Origin of the sequence: Bdellovibrio bacteriovorus (genome assembly GCF_025558485.1) — a bacterium.
GTDB classification, from domain to species: Bacteria; Bdellovibrionota; Bdellovibrionia; order Bdellovibrionales; family Bdellovibrionaceae; genus Bdellovibrio; species Bdellovibrio bacteriovorus_G.
The window spans coordinates 1444513-1464602 of sequence record NZ_CP102930.1 but is presented as its reverse complement, the minus strand read 5'-3'; the positions used below and the strand labels follow the sequence as shown (position 1 = coordinate 1464602).

Sequence of the window (20090 nt, the reverse complement as noted above, 5' to 3'; positions counted from 1 at the left end):
CTATTCCCGGTAAAACACGGTTCCTGCAAACAGAGGGCGGGCTGTTCGGAAGAAGCTTCCACCCACGGCCTCCCACTGACCATTCCGTTCCTGCACGCGTGCGCTTAAAGTTAAAATTCCCGACGGCATTGAAATATGAATTTCTTCCGAGCCTGCTTTCGCCAGTCCTGCGACTACAGTCCCGGGAATCTGCGACGCTACCGCGGCACACAGGGACACTGTCAAAGGCAAGGCCTTGTGCGGCTGTCCTCCGGCGATCACGCGCATGTTAAAACTTGCAGTGCCATCCAGCGACGGACTGACCAGTCCAACATAAGGAACCGACACCAGATTTTTTGCCACGTCCAGATCCGCCGCAAGCCCCATGGCCACTGCCGCCTGACGACGAAGCTCATCCAGTCCGGCCAGCACCTCTTTGTGTGCGGAAAGTTCTTCCGGAGATTCAAATCCGGAAACGCCCACATCCGCCGCGCGCACGAAAACCACCGGATTAGCGGCATCCACCAATGAAGCCTCAATTTCCTTTCCCAGATACATCAGACGATTTGTTTTTTCTTTTGTGGGAAACAAATGCCCTGTGGTGGCCCCGCCGGGATTTTGAAATTCCAAACGAATGGCGGCACCAGTTCCGGAAACACCGGGAATTTGCAGATCACCATCATAGACCGGCTGATTCCCTTGTGCCGGGAAATAGGCATGAATGATTTTTCGTGTATTGGTGTTAAAGATACGCACGCAGGCTTCTGCGCCCGGGGCCTGACACCAGCCCTGCGCCAAGGCAAAAGGCCCCACGACTGAACTGATGTTGCCACAGTTGCCTTTATAATCCACATTGCTTTCATGCACGGACACTTGCGCAAATGTGTAGTCCACATCGGCATCATCACGCTGTGACGGTGACAACACACAAACCTTCGACAAAGATGAAATGCCGCCGCCCATGCCATCCAACTGACGTCCATAAGCATCCGGACTGCCCAAGGCAGACAGAAAAATTCCGTCCCACAGCTTAGGGTCCGCAGGCAGATCCTCTTTTCTAAAAACCAGAGCCCGACTGGTGCCGCCTCTCATATAGACAGCAGGCAGTGACTTAAGAGCCATGTGTCGGACTCGTTTCGGAAAGAGGCTTTAACAAACGCCAGGCTTCCTCGGGATGCTTTTCAAACCAGCGATGCACATATGGACATGTGGGAATCACTTTCACACCTTCATCCTTGGCAAACTGCAAAGCCTCCAGCACCAGCTTTTCAGCAATGTTCTGTCCCCGGGCTTCGGGTGGCACTTGCGTGGAATAAAGATCCAAAGAGTTCTCCGGGCCACGACGATATTTCAAACGAGCCTCTCCGCCGGTCACCTGCACTGTGAATTTCTCATTAAGAATATTCTCGATTTTCATAGGTCCTCCGATAATCTGATCTTATCTTGAGTCAGTGGGTTTGATTAGCACCATTTTTGCAACAATATATTGCATTAATGTGCCCTTACGCAACAATCAAGACCATGGCAGCATAGACCCATAAACAACACTTCCCACAGGAGGAATTTATGGCTCAGGCAACTTTCACAATCGACTCGGCTCACTCCAGCGCAAACTTTTCCATCAAACACATGATGATCGCCAAAGTTCATGGCGGCTTTGAAAAACTCTCCGGCACCCTGCTGCTGGACTCTGCTGATGTCACGAAGTCCTCTATCGAGGCCGTGATTGATGCTGCCAGTATCAACACCCGGGAAGTCCAGCGTGACACGCATTTAAAAAGTGCTGACTTCTTTGATGTTGAAAAATATCCGACGTTGAACTTCAAATCGTCAAAAGTGGAACGCGATGGCGATGACCTGAAAGTCACCGGAGACTTGACCATTCATGGCATCACCAAAGAAGTGGTTCTGGCTGTCGAGGGACCTTCCGCGGAAATGAAAGATCCCTATGGCAATATCAAAATCGGTTTCTCAGCGACCACCAAAATTAAACGCAAGGATTTCGGTTTAAGCTGGAATGCCACACTGGAAGCCGGTGGGGTTCTGGTCGGTGACGATGTGGCGATTTCTTTGGATTTGCAATTCGCCAAGAAGGTTTAAACAGATAAGTTTGAAAATGTTATGGCGGAAAGAGCTGACAAAGTTCTTTCCGCCTTTTGCTTTTAGGCCAGATTACGCTTCAAAGCCCAAACACTGATTTCAACGGCATTGGAAAGGTTCAGCTTTCTCATCACATTGGTCTTGTGTGTTTTGATCGTATGCTCGGAACATCCCAAAGCCAAAGCCACTTCCTTATTGGTTTTTCCCTGGGCAATCATGCGAATGACTTCAATTTCCCGCGGAGTCAGCACCGAGGTCAGACGAGGCTCTTCCAAAAGCTTTCGCATCACCGGGCAGATATAAGTGCGCTCGTTCAACAGATGCTGAACAGCCTCTTTCAGAACTTCACTGGCGGAAGTCTTGGCCATCATCACACGCACACCCAGCTTCTGATACTGCGCCAGCACTCCGGCATCATCACATTGGGTCAGCAAAACCACGCGCACGTAAGGCGCTTTTTGACGAAGTTCCGTGACCAGATCCAAACCGGATTTTCCCGGCAACGCATGATCCAGAACCACAAAATCCACAGTGCTGCTTTCAAAGAAACTCAGTGCTTCTTCCGCACTGCCCGCTTCACCACGGCAGACCATTTCATTCGACAAAGACTCCAGGGACACTCGCAACCCATGTCGGGTTACAGGGTGATCATCCACAATAAAAAACGAAGCTTTCATATTCTCTGACATAACTCGAACATATCTCCAGCTTTAACTATTTCGTTCTGCGCGTTTAGGGTCAAACAAATAAAGGAAACTTGACCGAAACGCGAGTGCCTTGAGGCTCACTTGCCTTCAGTTGAATCATACCACCCATTTGGGCTACAAAATCGGTCGTAAATCGCAAGCCAAGACCAAACCCCTCCCCGTGAGCCACAATCGGCGCCGTCGGGTCAGACAGTTGCAAAGCCAGCTCTTCTGAAATGCCCGGCCCCTGATCCTGAATGACCAGTTCAATATGAGCCCCCACCAGTTGGCCATGAATATCAATCTGGCCTCCGACCGGACTAAACTTCACTGCATTGGACAGAATATTTCGCACAATCGCTTCGACCACTTTTCCTGATCCGGTCAAAATAATATCCTGATCAGGCAGTTTGAGGTTCATGGTGATATTTTTTTGCAGCACCTGGGGTGACAGCTGACTTACGGCCGTCCGCACGCGCTCTTTGAACTCCACCTTGTGAATGTTTTCCTCTTCATAGCTCCAGGTCAGCAAGTTCTGCAACAGAGCCAGTGAGGACTTATTGGCCTCACTGGCACGATGCAGGGATGACAAAGACTCAGAGTCCCCGCTTCGTTGCAACTGCTGAATCACGCCGCCCAAAAGAATCTGCACTCCGGACAGGGCTCCACTTAAATCATGGGCCAGAACCGTCTGCACTTTTTTATTGAAGCGGGTCATTTGCAGGATTGCACCGTTCAAGTCACGCAGGGTGCGGTTGCTTTCCTCCAGCTCGCTGACATCATTTAAAACAAAAATCTTCGCCTGACTTTCACCACCATGAAAATCCAACGTGTGACGAATCACCTGATAGCTGCGATCGGCAACCTGATATTTTCCGACGGTGTTGGTGATCTCAGCCAGCAGCGGGATGTCCGCTGCTGTTCGCCCGCGCCAGTTTTCCTGCAGATGCAAAGAGTGCTTGGCCGCCAGATTGGCGTCCCAGAATTCCCCGCGCGTGTTCAAAATAATCACCGGACTGGGCAGATGTTCAAAGACCTTTTGCTGGGCCAAAGAAACGATTTCCAAAAGATCCACGCGACTGGCGGCATAGTGCATGCCCCACACCGCAGGCCACAGCCCCAGAACCGTCAACTGAGCCCACGGGATATTCCCTGTGTGCGCCATACGTGCCCAGGCTTCCACAAAAGTCGGCCAAATCCCCGCCAGCATCATCACCAGCACGTAGAATCGACGCCTCCCCCGCAGTGTCGCGTAGGCATAAAAGGAAATCCCGAAAGCCGCCACCACACAAATAGTGTTGTAGCCAAAGGAGGATTTTAACAAAGCTCCGCGCGTGAAGCCAACCAGTCCACTCAATCCCGGGAGGAGATAAAAATCATAGAAAATCCATTTTTCCGCAAAAGAAAATCCCAGCATCGACAGAATGTTTCCACTAATCACAATCGCCGGAAAAAGAAAAACCCAGCGCAGGTGGCGACGCAATTTATCTGACAACTGCGGGAAGAACAGCGCCGCCGTCAACAGCGTCCAAGCCGGACAGATCAAAGGCAAAAGAAGCTGACGAGCGTGAGTCATGAAAATCTTAAACTGCATGTCCTCCATCGCAAAAACACTGATCAGAGAAAATGCCCAAAGAGCATACGTCGATTCAATCAAAAAAATCAGACCATGCGTATAGGAACGACGATAGGACCAAGAGCGAGTTGCATAGACCGTGCAGATAATGAAACTCAAAGCTGTGGACAAATAGATCAGGACCAACGTCATGAGAAAATTCTAACTCGCCTCATGAAGAGTGCAATAGATTATGTTAGGTGACGGATGTCATTTTGCTTGAGTTCTCCTTGAGGATTCACCTCGATGTTTTGCTCGAAACAATCATGTAAACGAGCAAAAACGCCGATAGACAGAACATGGCCAAGGCATTTTTCATCACCATCTTGTTTAGTTTTTTCAGTGTTCAGGCTGCTGATGATCTTTCATCGTTCGTGACCGGTCTGGATTCCACATTGCGCCACCTGAATTCTCAGCAGACTGTGAAATGTGATTCGGCCAAATTGACCCAGGCGTTTTCAGTGAATACCAAGCTTAACGACGACCGCGCCTCTGTCATGAGTGAAAAGGATGCACAGAAGCTGTTCAACGAACTGAAAGCCAATGGAGAAATCCCCTTCGAGTTTTCCATTGCGGGCTGCGAAGAGCGTGCACACGAAATGTCACGTCTGATGCTGCTAAAAGGGATCACTCCCATCAAAGTGTTCGCATCAGTGGATGAGAACGAGTCTCCTCGCCTGCGTCGCCCCAACCCGACGAAGACCGGCAGCACTGTGGAATGGAAGTACCATGTGGCTCCGGCGATTCTGGTTAAAAAGAACAACGAACTGATTCCCTATGTGTTAGATCCTTCATTGGAAAAAAAAGCCGTTCCTGTCAGCGAGTGGCAGGCCTCCATGACCCGGCACAACCCCAAAATGAAAGTGCAGATCAAGTTCACTCCGGCGGCACAGTTTGATGACCGCGGGCGCATCCGCACAAACTTTAAAGACAATGACTTCAACAATTCAATCAAAGAAACTTTGCGCGAACATAAAGCCCGCAGCAAAAACGTCGAAGGTGAAGATCAATACTGGTTTGAACTGCAACGCAATGAAGAACGCATGATGATGTTTGACGAAGGCGGGTACTAAGAAACTGCTCCAATGTCCTAGTGCATCGTTGGTTCACTTTGCGGCAAAGGCTCTTTGCGACGATCCTGCGCCGGGATCTGCCAGAAAATTGCCGCTGAACTGCACGTCACTAGCCCCATACAAATAAAGGTCGCCCGGAAAGTCTGCAAGGCTCCCCCCGTGCTGGCGGCGCCTCCGAACTGATCCGAAAAGGCATTTAAGATGGCTCCGGCAGCGGCCACAGCCAAGCTCATCGCCAGCATTTGCATCATTGAATACAGACTGTTTCCACTGCTGGCATACCCGGCCCCCAAATCTTTCAGGGTCAAAGTGTTCATAGCCGTAAACTGCATCGAATTCACCCAGCCAAAGAAGAACAACTGCGCGATACGCAGCCACATGGGCTCCCCTTCAGACACCAGCGCAAAGCTTGCCATCGCCAGTCCCACCAGCAGTGTGTTACCGACCAGCATGTTGCGATAACCTGTTTTCAGAATCAACGGCGTCGCAAAACGTTTGGCCATAATACCTGCCACGGCCATCGGAATCATCATCATCCCGGCATAAGACGGTGAATACCCCAGTCCCACTTGCAAAAGCAGCGGCAGCAGAAACGGCATACTGCTGCTGCCGATACGGGCGAACAGATTTCCCAACAAACCGATGTTGTAAGTTCCGATCTTAAACAGATTCAAAGAAAACAAAGGCTCTGGTGTGCGCGCAGCATGGAACCAATAGGCCGCCAGACTGGCCAGTCCAAACACCAGCAAAATCATCACAGCACTGCGAGGCAGTCCCAATTCCGCCATGCCTTCCATCGCAAAAGAAATGGCCACCATACTGAAAGCTAAAAACAGATAACCCGACAAATCAAAGCGCGACACATGCGATGCCCGCACATCCGGCATCAAACGATAGGTGGCCCAGCACCCCACCAGTCCCACAGGAATGTTGATCAGGAAAATCCAGTGCCACGAGGCAAATTCCACCAGCCAGCCGCCAACCGTCGGTCCAATCAAGGGTCCGATCAATCCCGGTATCGTCACAAAACTGATGGCCTGCAAAAACCTGTCTGACGGAAAGGCCCGCAACACTGCAAGCCTTCCCACCGGCAACAGCATCGCACCACCGGCCCCTTGCAACACTCGCGATATCACCAGCTGATTTAAAGTCTGCGACAAAGCACAGCACAGGGAACCAACCGTAAACACCAGAATCGCTGACAGATAAACCTTCTTGATACCAAAGCGATCCGTGATCCAACCCGATGCCGGAATCAGCAAAGCAATGGTCAGTGAATAGGCGATCACCACCGACTGCATGTACAACGGGCTTTCACCCAAACTTTTTGCCATACCCGGCAAAGCGGTGTTCACGATGGTGGAATCCAGGGTCTCCATAAAAAAGCCTATGGCAACCAGCCATAGCAAGAGGCTCTGAGATCTTTCTTCTGATTTCGGAGAAACAGCAGAGGTCATAAAAATCTCGATATGTTGATACCGGGATCTTACTAAAGATTCGCCTCTGGAACAATCACTGCGCGCCCGCGTATTTTTCCTTCGTGGAGCTTATTATATACCTCGGGTGTTTCATCCAATTTAAAATGCGTCACTTCCGCGTGAATACGTCCCGCTTCCGCTAAAGCCAGAACTTCCAATAATTCCGCGCGCGATCCCCAGTAAGGAGTACTCACCATACAACCAAACGGAACAGCCGCGCCCCCGTCCATTGTGAGTTTTCCTCCACCCAGCCCGACAATCGTGAAGTGACTGTTCATACCCACAATGCGACTGCCCAGATTGACCGTGGGCTGTACGCCCACACAATCCAAAACCAATGCAGCCTTGCGCGATCCGGTGAATTTCAGAATCTTTTCCGCGGCATCCTCATTTTTGGTGTTTACCACCAGATCAGCTCCCATTTTTTTTGCCATTTCAAGCTTGCTGTCATCCACATCCCCGGCCACGATGCGTGCCCCGGAAAGGCACTTGATCAATTGCACAGCCATATGTCCCAGGCCACCAACCCCCAGCACCACCGCTGTCGCATCCGGAGTCAGCAGCGGCAACGCCCGCTTGATTGCGTGATAAGGGGTCAACGCCGCATCACTTAAAGGTGCGGCATCCTGCGGTTTTAATTTCCCCAACGGCACCAGCAGACGTTCTGACGGGATCAGCATATATTCCGCCATTCCTCCATCAGCCCCCAGACCGCCGCCATAAGCCTGTCCCGGCTTCCAATTTTCGCAATAGTTTTCAAAAGACTGCATGCAGGCGTGACAATAACCGCAGCCCCACGGCCCGTAGATCGCCACGGCATCGCCATCTTTCCAGTTGCGCACACCGGCTCCGACACCGGCCACCCAGCCTGCATTTTCATGTCCCAGAGTAAACGAATGATCAATGCCGATACCATCATGCAGAACATGCAGATCCGAGTGACAGACACCCGCCCCGCCGATTTTCACCAGCACTTCTCCGGCTTTGGGTTCCGGTTTGGGCAGCTCCACAACTTGCGCAGGTTTTCCCACTCCGACGAAACGGACGGCTTTCATGGTTTCCTCCTCTAAAAGAGTCTCAGAGAAGAGTTTAAAGATCCCCGCCGACACTCTCAAGATCGAGTGTCGGGATACAATCCGTCAGGAATTTTTAACACCGACATGCACCAGTGTCGGGGCCAACAGACGAACCACTTCCTGCGGCTTCAAAGAAACCAGGAAGCCTCTTTTGCCACCGTTGATGTAGATCAGTTCCAGATCAAGAATGGTTTTTTCCATGTAAACAGGCATTTTCTTTTTCGTCCCGAAGGGCGAAGTGCCACCGACCTGATAACCCGAGTGACGATCGGCCACCTCCGGTTTGCAGGGGGAAATGGTTTTAACCCCCAGTTCACGCGCCAGTTGTTTGGTGGACACCTGTAAATCCCCGTGCATCAAAATCACCAATGGTTCTTTGTTTTCATTTTCCATGATCAGGGTCTTAATCACCTGATGCTCGGAAACACCAAGTTCTTTCGAAGAATGGGAAGTCCCGCCTTTTTCCTCATAGGGAAAAAGATGTCCTTCATAGCTGACTTGATGTTTTAGCAACTCACGAATGGCCAGAGTGGTGGGGAACTTGTCTTTGTCGCTCATAACAAAACACTACACCCCAAGCCCCTGTCGATCATCACATTTTCTTCTGACATAGAAAGTTCATCAGCGGTCCCTCCGGCGGCAAACGTCGTTCACTGCCAAACAGAGATGCTGCATGTTCCAAAGCCTCTTTGTTTTTAGTGACAGGCCAGATTTCCGTGCCTTCGCGGTAGGTCGGCGTATAGGCCGCACCGAAAATTTTAGCCCGGCCATTTTCTTTTACCAGCCCCACATAAACCACGACTCCCGTTTTGCGGGGCACCCCCGCCTGTCCGGCAACAAAGTTCCCCAAAGAATAAGCGATCAAAGTCTCACGCCCGTCCTTGGTGACATATTTTTCCCAGGGCTGCAAAACATGGGGATGTGATCCAATGATCGCAGTGGCGCCGGCCTCCAGATATTTGCGGGCGTAGCTTTTCTGCCGGGCATCGGGAGCATGTTTGTATTCCTGTCCCCAATGCGGCAACAAAATCAAAGCATCCACATCCGGGCGCGAGGTGATTTCACGAATCAGCTCCACCATCTTACCGGGATCCTTGTAACAGAACAAAAGCTGGTCTTTGTTATCGCTGTGGCCGTTGCTCATTTCTGTACAGCCCAGGAAAGCCACACGCAAACCACTGACAGAGATGACGTCATAAAACGGGGCATTTCGTTCGGAAGCCTTGCGAATCCCCACAACGGGAAGGCCAATCACCCGGGCCGCATCAATGGTCTTATCAATCCCCAAAGAAGCCCGATCCAAAGAATGATTGTTCGCCAGAGTCAGCAGATCATATCCTGATCTTTGCAGATCCGTCAGAATGCGCGGATGATAGTTGAAGGAAAAGTTAGATCCGGAGTACACCACCTCATCATAGATAAATCCGACATCTCCATGATCACGCCCCCGGCGATCCACTCCCAAAGCCGCTGGGCCTTCCAAATTGCCCACCGAAAAATGGGCCTTGGTCATCAGACTGTCCGTGCGCCTCCAAATCTGACTGAAGTTTTGAGTCCCTTTTACCACGGCCCGATAAAGAGCCTCGTGCACCAGAATATCCCCCACAAAAGACAGACTGATCCGGTCCTGCCCGGATTCACATTCCGCCTGGAAACGAATGTCATTTCCTGCGGCATGTGCGCCTGAAGCCATCAAAAATCCCCACGCCAGAAATCCCAAAAGTATGTTTTGTCTTTTCATAAGCCCTTATTGTGAGGGTTTTGGCAGCAGAGGCAAAAAAGTGCTCTGCACACTGAAGAAAAACATGAGATTGCTGGTAGCCCCTTAGATTTTAACCAGCTTCTGAGCATATTTAAAAAATAAATTATCCGGACCCAGTTTTTTAAGCAGGAATGCTTCGGCTGAAGCAGCCTCTAGTTCCTGCGATTCCCGCCACAGGTCTTCAAATAAATTTTGAGTGGCGGCCATATTCAGGGATGGAAAGCTGGAATCCTGCACTTCACCATAGCCCACCAGAAACAGATAATTCCACAGTGGTTTCAAAGCGCGGTTGTAGTGACTTTCCATCATCTTTCCCTGCCAGCCCAGATTTTCTTTGATAATTTTGGTGCTTTGCGGGGAATCCAGCAGGAAACTGTCCAGCGCCTCCTGACTGCTGCGAGGCAAAGTGACCCGTCCTTGTGAACTGCCCAACCAGGCCAAGAGGTTCACAAAGACCTCTTTGGAAAAGAATGTCGCCCGATTACGGAACCACTTGGCGTAAATGACCTCTTCACTGCGCGACAGTTCCTCGCGCAGCACCCACATTTCAGCCACGCGGTTGTCACCTTCCTGATCCCACTCCCAGCGCATCTTCGTGCGGGGATAAAGCTCACTCCAAAGGCTGGCCGGTTCCTTGCGGTTTTCCAAAGGATACACCAACAGGCATCCGCGCTGGTTGATGGCAGCAATCATTTTGGCTTTTTTCTTTTGTGAACTCATGGGGAAATTTTAGAACTGTGCCATGGCTTGGGCAAACCAATTTTACGGAGTTTCCTCGTCGTCTGAATCAAACTTCAGATCCAGGAAATCCAGTAGCGAAGCTTCAGCTGTTTTTGGAATGGCAGGTGCCACACGATTCAGAATCCGGCGCTGACGACCAACAACATAGTTTGACGGACGATCGATGCGGAAACGACGGGGGTTGGGTAAAACCGCTGCAATCAAAGAGGCCTGATAGGAATTCAGGTTTTTGGCACTGCGCTTGAAGTATCTTTGCGAGGCCGCCTCCACTCCATAAACGCCCGGCCCCAGCTCTATCACATTCAGATAGACTTCCATGATGCGCTCTTTCGGCCAGGTGGTTTCAATCAGCACGGTGAAGTAAGCCTCAAGACCTTTGCGAATCCAGTCCCGCTGTGGCCACAGAAACACATTCTTGGCCGTCTGCTGGGAAATGGTGCTCGCACCCTTTTTCTTTTTATGGGTCTTGTTGTACTTGATGGCTTTTTCAATGGCATCAAAGTCAAAGCCACTGTGTTCAAAGAAACGATAGTCCTCCGCTTTTAAAACCGCCCTTTGAACAGAAGGGGAAATTTCCTCCAGCGGCACCCAGTCTTTATGGATGCCGACCCACTCATCCCCCCACAGGGAACTGACGGAACGAATGACCATCAACGGAGTAACCGGAACCGGGACAAAGCGATACAGCAATACAAAGCCCAGACTGCTCACAAAAAAGAGCAGCACGGCTTTCAGTACCCACTTTCTAAGAAACGGCCCCCATCTGCGCATTAAAGAAGACCCGGCTGAACCACTTCAATCCAGTATTGATCCGGGTCCTTGATGAAGGCGATATTTTTCATGCCACCTTCGCCCAGACGTTTTTGGAAGTTCACACCCAAAGATTCAAAACGCGCGCAGGCTTCCTGAATGTTCGGTACAGAAATACAGATATGACCGAAACCGCGAGGCTCGGTGTTGCCGTTGTGATACGGAGTTGTTTCAGCCTCTTCCGTGCCCCAGTTGTGAGTCAGTTCCAAAACCGCTTCACGTCCAAACGCATATTTGGCGTTGGCTTCGTTGTCGGCTGGAACCTGAGTTCCTTCCGGAACATAGGCCAGGAAGAACAAAGAAAACTTCCATTCTGCAAAGTCCAGCTTACGAATCAACTTCATCCCCAAAACACGGGTATAGAAATCCAAAGAGGCGTTGGGGTCTTTGATCCTTAACATGGTGTGGTTGAATGTATAAGCTTGAGTTTCTTTATCAGGGGTCTGACAAAGGCCGGGAATAGTCTGCATACGGATCTCCTAACGAGGTCTATTGATAGCACAATTTTGACTACAGTACAAAAACGCATTTGTCCTTCCGTCGAGAGATGTATTGTTTCCCCGCCTGAAGCCCGATAAACTTGCATTATGTTTAGATCCCTTCTGCGTTCATGGTTTGTTCAGACTCTTCTGATTGCCTTTCTGTACTATATTACCGGCAAAGTGGGCCTGCTTTTAGCGCTGCCTCCGGGATACGCCTCCCTTATTTGGGCGCCATTGGGTTTAAGCATCGCAGCTCTGTTGCTTTTTGGAATCAATCGCTGGCCCGGCGTTTTTCTGGGCGCGTTTCTGATTAATATTCGTAACCTAGGGGTGTTGGCAGACCTGCTGACTCCTTTGGGCGTTGCGGGGGGAAGCACTCTGGGAATTGTCACCGGAGCCTGGCTGGCTGGCCGCTGGTTGCAGTTTCCAAAACGTTTTTATCTGGAACGCGAAGTTCTGCTGTTTCTGCTGGTGACCGGCCCCCTTGCCGCCCTGATCAGCGCCACTTTAGGTGTCAGCACTCTTTATCTTTCCGGCCTGGTTGTTCCCAAAAGTTTCTTTCTGAACTGGCTGCATTGGTTTGTCGGGGATGCCGCTGGCGGACTGATCTTTGCTCCTCTGGCCCTGATGCTTTCCACCCAGTCGCGCAAGTACTGGCTGAAATCAGTCACTAAAGTTCTGCTGCCAGTGGGGATTTCCTTTGCTTTGATTCTTGCGGTTTCTCACTATCTGAACAGGGCCGAACAAAGCAAGTGGCTGGCGGAATTCACCAAAAAATCCGAGTTCACTTATAACGTTCTGGAAAAGGATCTTAAATCCAATCTGGACATGCTAAGTTCTTTGCAAAGCTTCTATGAAAGCTCTGCGGAAGTGACGGCTCAGGAGTTTAAAAACTTTGCCGGCACCCTGCATTCCCGCCACCCTGAAGTACAGGCTCTGGCCTGGCTGCCCCTGCACGCCAAGCAGCCTGATTATTTTGAAATCGCCTTCATCGAACCGCAGGCCAATAACACCCAGATCCAAAATCTGAATTTCAACACCCACCCTGTGCATCAGGAACTTTTGAAAAAAGCCTTAAGCACCAAACGCATCATCACCTCCGATCCGATGAAAATCACCGAGGCGGATTCAGGTGTCTTTTTATTCCTGGCACTGGGACATCCCAAAGGGGTTCTGCTGGAAGTCCTGCGCCTGGACAGCCTGCTGAAGGATCTGACCGAGGTGCTGAACGATTCCAGCTACCGGGTGAGCATACGGGATGTAACCTCCCTTCCGGCGCGCATTGTTTTGCAGTCCGACCGGGCCCCTTTTGACGACAATCCGTTTATGAAGGACTTCCGCTGGAGCAGTCACATTGAACTGGGCGATCGCATGTGGGAAATCACCATCGAACAGGATCCCACACAGCCTGTTTCCCCGACCTCCAATTCCAACCTGTTTTTGCTGGCCTCGCTGGTGTTTGTGTTCCTGCTGTGCGCTTTGCTGCAAACCATCGCCAATCGCATTATCACGGTGGAGGAAATTGTCGATGAAAAAACCCAGCATCTGATTGATTTGAATTTGCAGCTGAAGAAAGCCTCTGAAACCAAGTCCGAGTTTCTGGCCAATATGAGCCACGAGATTCGCACGCCTTTAAATGTTATTATCGGAATGTCCGACATGCTGGAAGAATCCCCGCTGAACGAGGATCAGGCCCACTATGTCGAGATTTCAAAAAAGGCCGGGCAAAATCTTTTAAACATCATCAACGACATTTTGGATATTTCAAAAATCGAATCCGGACTGATCACACTGGAAAAAACCCACGTGAATCTGCACGAAGTCGTTCAGGATGTCTGTGAAATGTTCGCCCTGAAGGCCCGGGAAAAAAATCTGGAGCTGTCGATTGTCCTCAGCCAGGACACACGTCACATCTATCAGGGCGACCCCACGCGCATCCGCCAGATTCTGGCCAATCTGATCGGGAACTCTTTAAAGTTCACCATGCAGGGACGCATCGAGGTTCACGTGTCCCGCAACACCCGGACGAATCTGCGTGGCAATCTTCTGTTTCAGGTCAAGGACACGGGCATTGGCATTCCTCAGGAAAAAATCCCGCATCTGTTTCAGCCTTTTACTCAGGCTGATTCCACGATCACCCGAAAATTTGGTGGCACGGGACTGGGGCTTTCCATTTCAAAGCGGCTGGTTCACATGATGAACGGTGAAATCACCATCGAAAGTGAACTGCACCGGGGCAGTGTGTTTTCCTTCACCCTGGATCTGCCGTGGTTGCAGGATATTGAAGCAACTCAAAGCACGGAAAAAGAGCACCCTGCCCCCGCACGACGCGCTGATGCCACAGTCGAGGGCCGCGGACTGTCCGTGCTTATCGTCGATGACACTGAAGACAACCGTCTGCTGATCAAGGCTTACCTGAAAAACTCACCTCATCAAATTGAGGAAGCCGGCAATGGTCAGCAGGCTTTGCAGATGGTGCAGCAAAAACATTATGATCTGATCATGATGGATATGCAGATGCCGGTGATGGATGGCTTCACGGCCACACAAAAAATCCGTCAGTGGGAAAAAGAGAATCATAAAACGCCGGCAACAATCTGGGCACTGACAGCTTATGCACTGAAAAACGAAATGGATCGCAGTCTGGAGGTTGGTTGCAATTTGCATCTGGTGAAACCTCTGCGCAAAGCCGACTTGCTGCGCAACATTGCTGAACTCAGAGCCAACATGCCACCATAAACGATGGCCCGACCCTTGCTATATCTGTTTCCCAGGTGACGGTTGTCACCAGTTTCTGGGGGGAAACAAATATGTGGCGGGGAATTTCATCTTTATTAGGTCTTGCTCTTTTAGCTTCAGCACCGGCAATGGCACAAACTCCACCGGGCATTCGTATTCACAGTATTCAAGCCGTGGGGTCTGGCTGCCCGGTTGGCAGCTACAACGCCACCATTTCTCCGGACGCACAAACCTTCTCTTTACTTCTTGATAATTTTATTGCCGAATCCTCCATGCAACGACCGATTGTTCGCTTGAACTGCGAACTGCGTGTGAACTTCCAGGTTCCGGCGGGATGGACTTTTGCGGTGACCTCTGCGGACTATCGCGGATTTGCCTATGCCGAAGTCGGAACGCAGGTAACACATCAGGCACTGTATTCATTTGACGGAAGCAAACCCCGCAATGAACGTCCGGGCTATGAAAATGGCGGCACTTATAACTTCCGTGCCCAGGAATTCCGCGGACCTTACAACGACACTTATTACATTCGTCATCAGGTGGATCCGCGTGTCGCTCCATGGGCGGCGTGCAATGCCAATTCCATTCAGTCTCTTTACATCACCACTTATTTAATGGCGCGAAATCTGAATCTGTCATCTTTGCTGACCGCGCAAATCACACTCGACAGCATTGACGGTCAGGTGCAATCACAACGCTATCAACTAGCGTGGAAGCAGTGCCGTCCATCCGGCGGCGGATCTGTGACACCACCAAGACGAGAGCCCGGACAAGGCCGCCCAAATCCCGCACCGGGCAGACCGCCGCGTTTTCCGTAAATAAAATTTAAAACCAAACTTTTGAAAGAACAAAAACACACATAATCCAAGGGGGAATTATGAAAGGTACACTATTACTTGCGATCGTCGGTCTTATGTCCGCAGCGAGCATTTCTGCTCAGGCACAGCAAATACGTCTGGGTCAACCAGCCTACGGTGGCACCGGTTGTCCCGCCGGAAGCGCCAGTGTCACCGTCAGCCCGGACGCCTCAGCATTAAGTATCCTGTTTGATAACTATGTTGCCGAAGCCGGAAACGGTCGTTCGATGGATCGTAAATCCTGCAATATCTCTGTGCCCGTGTCCGTGCCAAGCGGTTACAGCGTAGCGGTGTTCCAGGTGGACTATCGCGGATTTAATTTTGTGCCACGTGGAGGCATGTCACGCTTTGATGCTGAATATTTCTGGGCCGGTGCACGCGGACCTCGCATCAGCCGCACTTTCATGGGCCCGGTGAACGACAGCTACACAATCTCTGACGGTCTTATTGCCAGCACTATGGTCTGGACGCCGTGCGGAGCGGACGTAAACCTTCGCGTCAATACATCCATGATGGCCCGATCCAATGGCCGTGGCGAGCAAACACTGGCGACTGTGGATAGTGCCGATATCAGCTCTGGCCTGATCTATCACCTTCAGTGGAGACGCTGCCGCTAAGTTCTAAAAACCCCAAGGGCTCCTGTCCTTAAAAGTAGATGTCAAGACTCCAAAAATGAGCTAGCATCGGTCTTTTAAGCCCAACAGGAGCCCAACCCCATGACTCATTCACATCATCACGCCAACACTCTGCGAGTTCGCCATGCCCTGTGGGGCCTGCAAAAAGAAACTCTGACGGCTCTTAAACAAGAGTTCGATCGCGAAAATGGTTATGAAACAACTCCGACAGAATGGTTCCAGGCTTTGATGGGCGCTGAACGCTATGTTTGGTTGCGCGAGTTCACTTCCCTGATGGCCGATATCGACACTTTGACAGAACTTGAATTCATCACCGATCAACATGCCGGTGTCGCCCGCGCTGAAATTGAACGCCTGCTGTTTGAAGAACCACCTCATCAGTCTGAATTCGGAAAACAATTCCGTCAGCTTTTGATGTCCGGAACAGAACTGCTGCCGCTGCACTCCCAATTAAAGGGACACTTGCAATTGCTTCCAGAAGTGAATGTTTCTAGAGATCAGGGGCAGGTTGAAAGACGTAACTGGCAGGAAGAGCACCGCCACCAAGCCCGTAAAAAGCGCAATTAAGCGAAAAAATTTGATATTCTACAGCCCTGCCCTCGTATGCCTGATCACAGGTTAAGTTTGTGTTAAAATCGGGGTATGTCGCAGCTAAAATATCTTCTTTTCTCCTGTTTGCTGCTTCTCTCGCAGCCGGGCTTCTCTCACGAAACCACCTTAAGAATCGTGACAGAGCACTGGCCTCCTATGACCTTTGAAAATTCCGGCACGGCCCAAGGTATGGCGGTCGAACTGACCCGCCTGATTCAGAAAAATCTTTCCATGAAAGATGAAATTGAAGTACTGCCTTGGCCGCGCGCTTATAACACCGCCCTGACACAACCCAACGTTCTGCTGTTCACGGTTGTGCGCACCCCGGAAAGGGAAAAAAACTTCACCCTAATCGGCCCGATCGCCGACGGTGAAATTTCGCTGTACATGCAGGCGCATGTCGCCGGTAAAAATACCTTCCGTCTGGAGGACATCAAGCAACGCCTGTCCGTGGGCACTCACCGGGGCACGGCCTTTCATGCTTTGCTAAAACAACAGGGCTTTCAGCACATCGTGCCCGTGAATTCTCCAGAAAATGCTGTGCGCATGTTGATGAGCGGACGCGTGGAAGTGTTATGTGATGATGATCTGGCTGTGGCCGAATTATTCCGCCGCACGGGATATCAGACTGAAGATTATGTCAAAGTGGCTTCACTGAAATCAAGCTCTCTGTATTTTGCATTTTCACGAGGCACAGAGCCACGCGTGATCAGCAACTGGCAAACAGCTCTGGCTGAAATCAAACGCACGGGTGAATTTGAAGGTCTGTATCGAAAATGGTTTTCGCATCTGAAGGCGCCAAAAGAACTTCTGCTGCTGACGCCTCCGGTTCAGGTGGGACTTAAACTTCTTGAAATGCCTGTAAAAAGACCTCAAGTGGCTGAGCTCCTGATATTCCGACCTCCCGATTTAAAATAAAGAACGGAACACCGGAAATACCAAAGCTGTAAACTTCCCCGATCAGGGTTTCCACTTCACGAATGCCCTGATCACTGTCCAGGAAAGTCTGGATCACCGGAGCTTCATACCCAAGGCGCGCCATCACACTGGCCAGATTGGCTTTCCTGGAAAGGTCCAAGCCCTCTTCGTAGTAGGCCTTGTAAAGTTCGTTGGTGGCTGCCAGTTGCTTACCGTCTTTCCCGGCCAGCCAGATCAGACGATGACAGTCCATTGTGTTGATTTGCATCTGAATCTTTTCAAAGTGCATTTCAGCACCGGCATTTTTTGCGGCCTGAATCACGCGAAGTTCTGCCTCCGCAAAGCGCTCCCCGCCCCCGAATTTCTTTGTCAGATATTCAGAACGAGGCACACCTTCCGCCGGGACATCCGGGTCCAATTGAAAAGGAAGGATTCTCACATCAAATTCAATCTGATCTTTTAAGGAATCCATGGCCTTTAAGAGTGTTGTTTTTCCGACATAACACCAAGGGCAGACGATATCGACAACAACTTCCAGTTCAATTTTCTTTTTCATATTGGCTCCTGCCAAGTAGTATAATGGACATTATGAGCTTACGCCATCATATCGATGAACTTCTCAAAATCAACCCCGTCCCATCGCCGTGGCCGCGCATGTTTGTCTGCGCCCTTTCGACGACCATTCCTCTGATTATCGGGTTGCTGACCCATCAAATGGGGGCCGCGATTTTCGGTTCGTTAATGGGTTTTTTGCTGGTTCTAAATGATCACATGGGAACACTGGGACACCGTCTGTGGACGATCACCCTGACCTGCATGATGATGTTGGGTGGACTGACACTGGGAATGCTGACTCATGGTGAACGCTGGCTTCTGATGCCACTGCTGTTTGCTATGGTGTATTGTCTGGGTTTGATGGGCGGAGGCAAAGGAGCCGAGCTGGAACGTGCCCTGCTTTTTTCAGTCTTTCAGATCCTAGCCGGAGCTTACATCCAGGGACTGGACCGCCACATGGTGCCGGTGCTGTCCTATGCCTTGCTGGGCTATCTGTGTGTGGTTCTGTGTTTGACTTCGCTGGTGTTTTTACGACGACACAAGCCCAATCCTTTTGCGCGCCTGCGGGCTTCATTCAAACAGGCCCTGACAACTGAAAAATCCCATCACCTGTATGCGACGGGATACGCCAGTGCCATCGTGTTAAGTTTGCTCATCGTCGATTATTTCAAAATTGATCACGGCTACTGGGCGGTGGGCACGGTGTTGATCATCATGCGACCGGAACTTAAGCAAAGTATCTATCGCAGCATTCAGCGATTTCTGGGAACTTTGCTGGGGGTTTTGATCGCTGATATTATTATTTACAGCGTGCATTCCCCATGGGTTGCGATTGTCCTTCTGGGACTGATCAGCTTCTGGGGCCCGTGGTCCATTGTGCGCAGTTACTGGCTGGGATCAGCAGTTCTGGTGGTGATGCTTTTGATCATTCTGGATATGCCCAACCTGCAACGAGGTGATCTGCATACGCCGATGGTGCGCCTGACGGCCACCGGAATCGGCTGTCTGCTTTCGCTGGTGGCCATTGTACTGGTGAATCCGCAGGAACTTTGGCGACGGCGTCCGCACTAACAGATTTCCTCATAGTTTTTAAATTCAGCTTTGATGAAATTCACAAAAGCTTTCACTTTGGGATTACGCACTTTTTGTTTTAGATAGGTCAGATAAAGAGCCACGCCGGGGTAATGCCACTCCGGCAAAACCCGCAGCACCTGTCCGGATTCGAGTTCTTTTTTAAAGAACATCTCTGGCAAAAAGCCAATCCCATGTCCCTGCAATACAGCTCCACGCACAACCTGTGGCTGGTTTGATAACATCACCGGCTGAATCGGCACCTTGCACATTTCCCCGCTGACATAAGATGTCAGCGGAATCAGTTCTGAAACCTCGTGCATGGACACGCAGGAAAAGCGCGGCAGTTCATCCAGATCCTGCGGCAGACCTCTTTCCTGTGCGAACCGAGCACTGGCGTAAAGCTGAATATCAATTTCCATCAGCTTTAACGCCACCACTTGCGGTGGCATGTCGGTGCCTCCAGCAAAGGCCACGTCGTAGTCCTCCTGTACCAGATTCGGTCCCTTGGGCAGCAAATCCAGATGCACACGCAAAGCCGGATTGCGCCGACGGAATTCCCCGATCATGGCGACAAAACTGTCCGATGCCATCGCCACAGGGGCGGCAATACGGAACTCCCCACTCAGCATTGAATACGGTGAAACCAGATTATCCAGTTCAGTGACAATGAAATCAAAATGCGATTCCGTCCGATCAAAAAGTTTTTGGCCTTCAGCGGTAAGCTCTAACTGGCGTGTTTTTCTTTTCACCAGATTCACAGCCATCTTTTTTTCCAGACTGCTAAGTTTGCGACTGAGTTTGGACTTGGGCACATTCAGTGATCGCGAGGCGGCGGAAATACTTCCCGCCTGCATAATGCGAATAAAATAGTACACTTCATTAATATCAAGATGATGAAGATTCATGGCGCCCATAATGA

The 20090-nt window shown here is 50.7% G+C and carries 21 protein-coding genes; 8 read left to right on the top strand and 13 right to left on the bottom strand.

Annotated features, from left to right (window positions below; translation table 11 throughout):
• Positions 1–1101 (bottom strand): 2-methylaconitate cis-trans isomerase PrpF family protein, encoded by a 1101-nt coding sequence (locus tag EZJ49_RS07330; RefSeq protein WP_262555549.1) that lies wholly within the window; start codon positions 1099–1101, stop codon positions 1–3.
• Positions 1091–1396 carry a GNAT family N-acetyltransferase gene (locus EZJ49_RS07325; protein WP_262555547.1) on the bottom strand — a complete coding sequence of 102 codons (306 nt, stop codon included), beginning with the start codon at positions 1394–1396 and terminating at the stop codon, positions 1091–1093. The genes EZJ49_RS07330 and EZJ49_RS07325 overlap by 11 nt, the downstream gene beginning before the upstream one ends.
• Before the next feature lie 149 nt (positions 1397–1545).
• Here EZJ49_RS07325 and EZJ49_RS07320 point away from each other — a divergent pair, with 149 nt between their 5' ends.
• A complete protein-coding gene (locus EZJ49_RS07320) occupies positions 1546–2079 on the top strand; it encodes a YceI family protein (RefSeq protein WP_262555545.1) in 534 nt (177 codons plus the stop codon).
• Between the two features lie 62 nt (positions 2080–2141).
• Here EZJ49_RS07320 and EZJ49_RS07315 read toward each other — a convergent pair whose 3' ends face one another.
• Entirely contained in the window at positions 2142–2756 is a 615-nt protein-coding gene (locus EZJ49_RS07315; RefSeq protein ID WP_262555543.1) for a response regulator transcription factor, read from the bottom strand.
• Between the two features lie 61 nt (positions 2757–2817).
• Positions 2818–4533: an ATP-binding protein gene (locus tag EZJ49_RS07310; RefSeq protein WP_262555541.1), complete on the bottom strand. Its 1716-nt coding sequence runs from the start codon at positions 4531–4533 to the stop codon at positions 2818–2820.
• Positions 4534–4679: 146 nt separating this feature from the next.
• Here EZJ49_RS07310 and EZJ49_RS07305 point away from each other — a divergent pair, with 146 nt between their 5' ends.
• On the top strand, positions 4680–5453 hold the full coding sequence (locus EZJ49_RS07305) for a protein-glutamine glutaminase family protein (RefSeq protein ID WP_262555539.1): 774 nt from the start codon (positions 4680–4682) through the stop codon (positions 5451–5453).
• A gap of 17 nt (positions 5454–5470) precedes the next feature.
• Here the strand turns inward: EZJ49_RS07305 and mdtD are convergent, their stop codons facing one another.
• The 7 genes from mdtD to gloA all read right to left on the bottom strand — a co-directional run bounded on the left by mdtD (position 5471) and on the right by gloA (position 11790).
• Entirely contained in the window at positions 5471–6910 is a 1440-nt protein-coding gene (gene mdtD / locus EZJ49_RS07300) for a multidrug transporter subunit MdtD (protein WP_262555537.1), read from the bottom strand.
• A 32-nt stretch (positions 6911–6942) separates the two neighbouring features.
• Complete coding sequence (locus tag EZJ49_RS07295) at positions 6943–7986, bottom strand: NAD(P)-dependent alcohol dehydrogenase (protein ID WP_262555536.1); 1044 nt, start codon at positions 7984–7986, stop codon at positions 6943–6945.
• Positions 7987–8070: 84 nt separating this feature from the next.
• Entirely contained in the window at positions 8071–8565 is a 495-nt protein-coding gene (ybaK, locus tag EZJ49_RS07290; protein WP_262555535.1) for a Cys-tRNA(Pro) deacylase, read from the bottom strand.
• Between the two features lie 34 nt (positions 8566–8599).
• A complete protein-coding gene (locus tag EZJ49_RS07285; RefSeq protein ID WP_262555533.1) occupies positions 8600–9748 on the bottom strand; it encodes a CapA family protein in 1149 nt (382 codons plus the stop codon).
• A gap of 84 nt (positions 9749–9832) precedes the next feature.
• On the bottom strand, positions 9833–10489 hold the full coding sequence (locus EZJ49_RS07280; protein ID WP_262555530.1) for a hypothetical protein: 657 nt from the start codon (positions 10487–10489) through the stop codon (positions 9833–9835).
• A gap of 42 nt (positions 10490–10531) precedes the next feature.
• On the bottom strand, positions 10532–11281 hold the full coding sequence (gene mtgA / locus EZJ49_RS07275) for a monofunctional biosynthetic peptidoglycan transglycosylase (RefSeq protein WP_262555529.1): 750 nt from the start codon (positions 11279–11281) through the stop codon (positions 10532–10534).
• Positions 11281–11790: a lactoylglutathione lyase gene (gloA, locus tag EZJ49_RS07270; RefSeq protein WP_262555526.1), complete on the bottom strand. Its 510-nt coding sequence runs from the start codon at positions 11788–11790 to the stop codon at positions 11281–11283. Before gloA ends, mtgA begins: the two co-directional genes overlap by 1 nt.
• Before the next feature lie 117 nt (positions 11791–11907).
• Here gloA and EZJ49_RS07265 point away from each other — a divergent pair, with 117 nt between their 5' ends.
• The 5 genes from EZJ49_RS07265 (at position 11908) to EZJ49_RS07245 (ending at position 17542) form a co-directional block, all read left to right on the top strand.
• A complete protein-coding gene (locus EZJ49_RS07265) occupies positions 11908–14541 on the top strand; it encodes an ATP-binding protein (RefSeq protein WP_262555523.1) in 2634 nt (877 codons plus the stop codon).
• A 71-nt stretch (positions 14542–14612) separates the two neighbouring features.
• Complete coding sequence (locus tag EZJ49_RS07260) at positions 14613–15359, top strand: DUF4360 domain-containing protein (protein WP_262555521.1); 747 nt, start codon at positions 14613–14615, stop codon at positions 15357–15359.
• Between the two features lie 59 nt (positions 15360–15418).
• The gene (locus EZJ49_RS07255) at positions 15419–16015 is read left to right on the top strand and encodes a DUF4360 domain-containing protein (protein WP_262555519.1); all 597 of its coding nucleotides are present in this window, start codon (positions 15419–15421) and stop codon (positions 16013–16015) included.
• A gap of 99 nt (positions 16016–16114) precedes the next feature.
• Positions 16115–16600 (top strand): hypothetical protein, encoded by a 486-nt coding sequence (locus EZJ49_RS07250; RefSeq protein WP_262555516.1) that lies wholly within the window; start codon positions 16115–16117, stop codon positions 16598–16600.
• 75 nt (positions 16601–16675) lie between these two features.
• Positions 16676–17542, top strand: coding sequence for a substrate-binding periplasmic protein (locus EZJ49_RS07245; RefSeq protein WP_262555513.1), 867 nt, complete (start codon positions 16676–16678; stop codon positions 17540–17542).
• Here EZJ49_RS07245 and EZJ49_RS07240 read toward each other — a convergent pair.
• Entirely contained in the window at positions 17466–18098 is a 633-nt protein-coding gene (locus EZJ49_RS07240) for a DsbA family oxidoreductase (protein ID WP_262555510.1), read from the bottom strand. The two genes, EZJ49_RS07245 and EZJ49_RS07240, sit on opposite strands and share 77 nt — an antisense overlap.
• Positions 18099–18130: 32 nt before the next feature.
• On the opposite strand from EZJ49_RS07240, the gene EZJ49_RS07235 reads away from it, so the two are divergent.
• Positions 18131–19168: an FUSC family protein gene (locus EZJ49_RS07235; protein ID WP_262555508.1), complete on the top strand. Its 1038-nt coding sequence runs from the start codon at positions 18131–18133 to the stop codon at positions 19166–19168.
• Here EZJ49_RS07235 and EZJ49_RS07230 read toward each other — a convergent pair.
• On the bottom strand, positions 19165–20085 hold the full coding sequence (locus EZJ49_RS07230) for a LysR family transcriptional regulator (protein ID WP_262555506.1): 921 nt from the start codon (positions 20083–20085) through the stop codon (positions 19165–19167). The genes EZJ49_RS07235 and EZJ49_RS07230 overlap by 4 nt on opposite strands.
• Positions 20086–20090 lie beyond the last annotated feature (5 nt).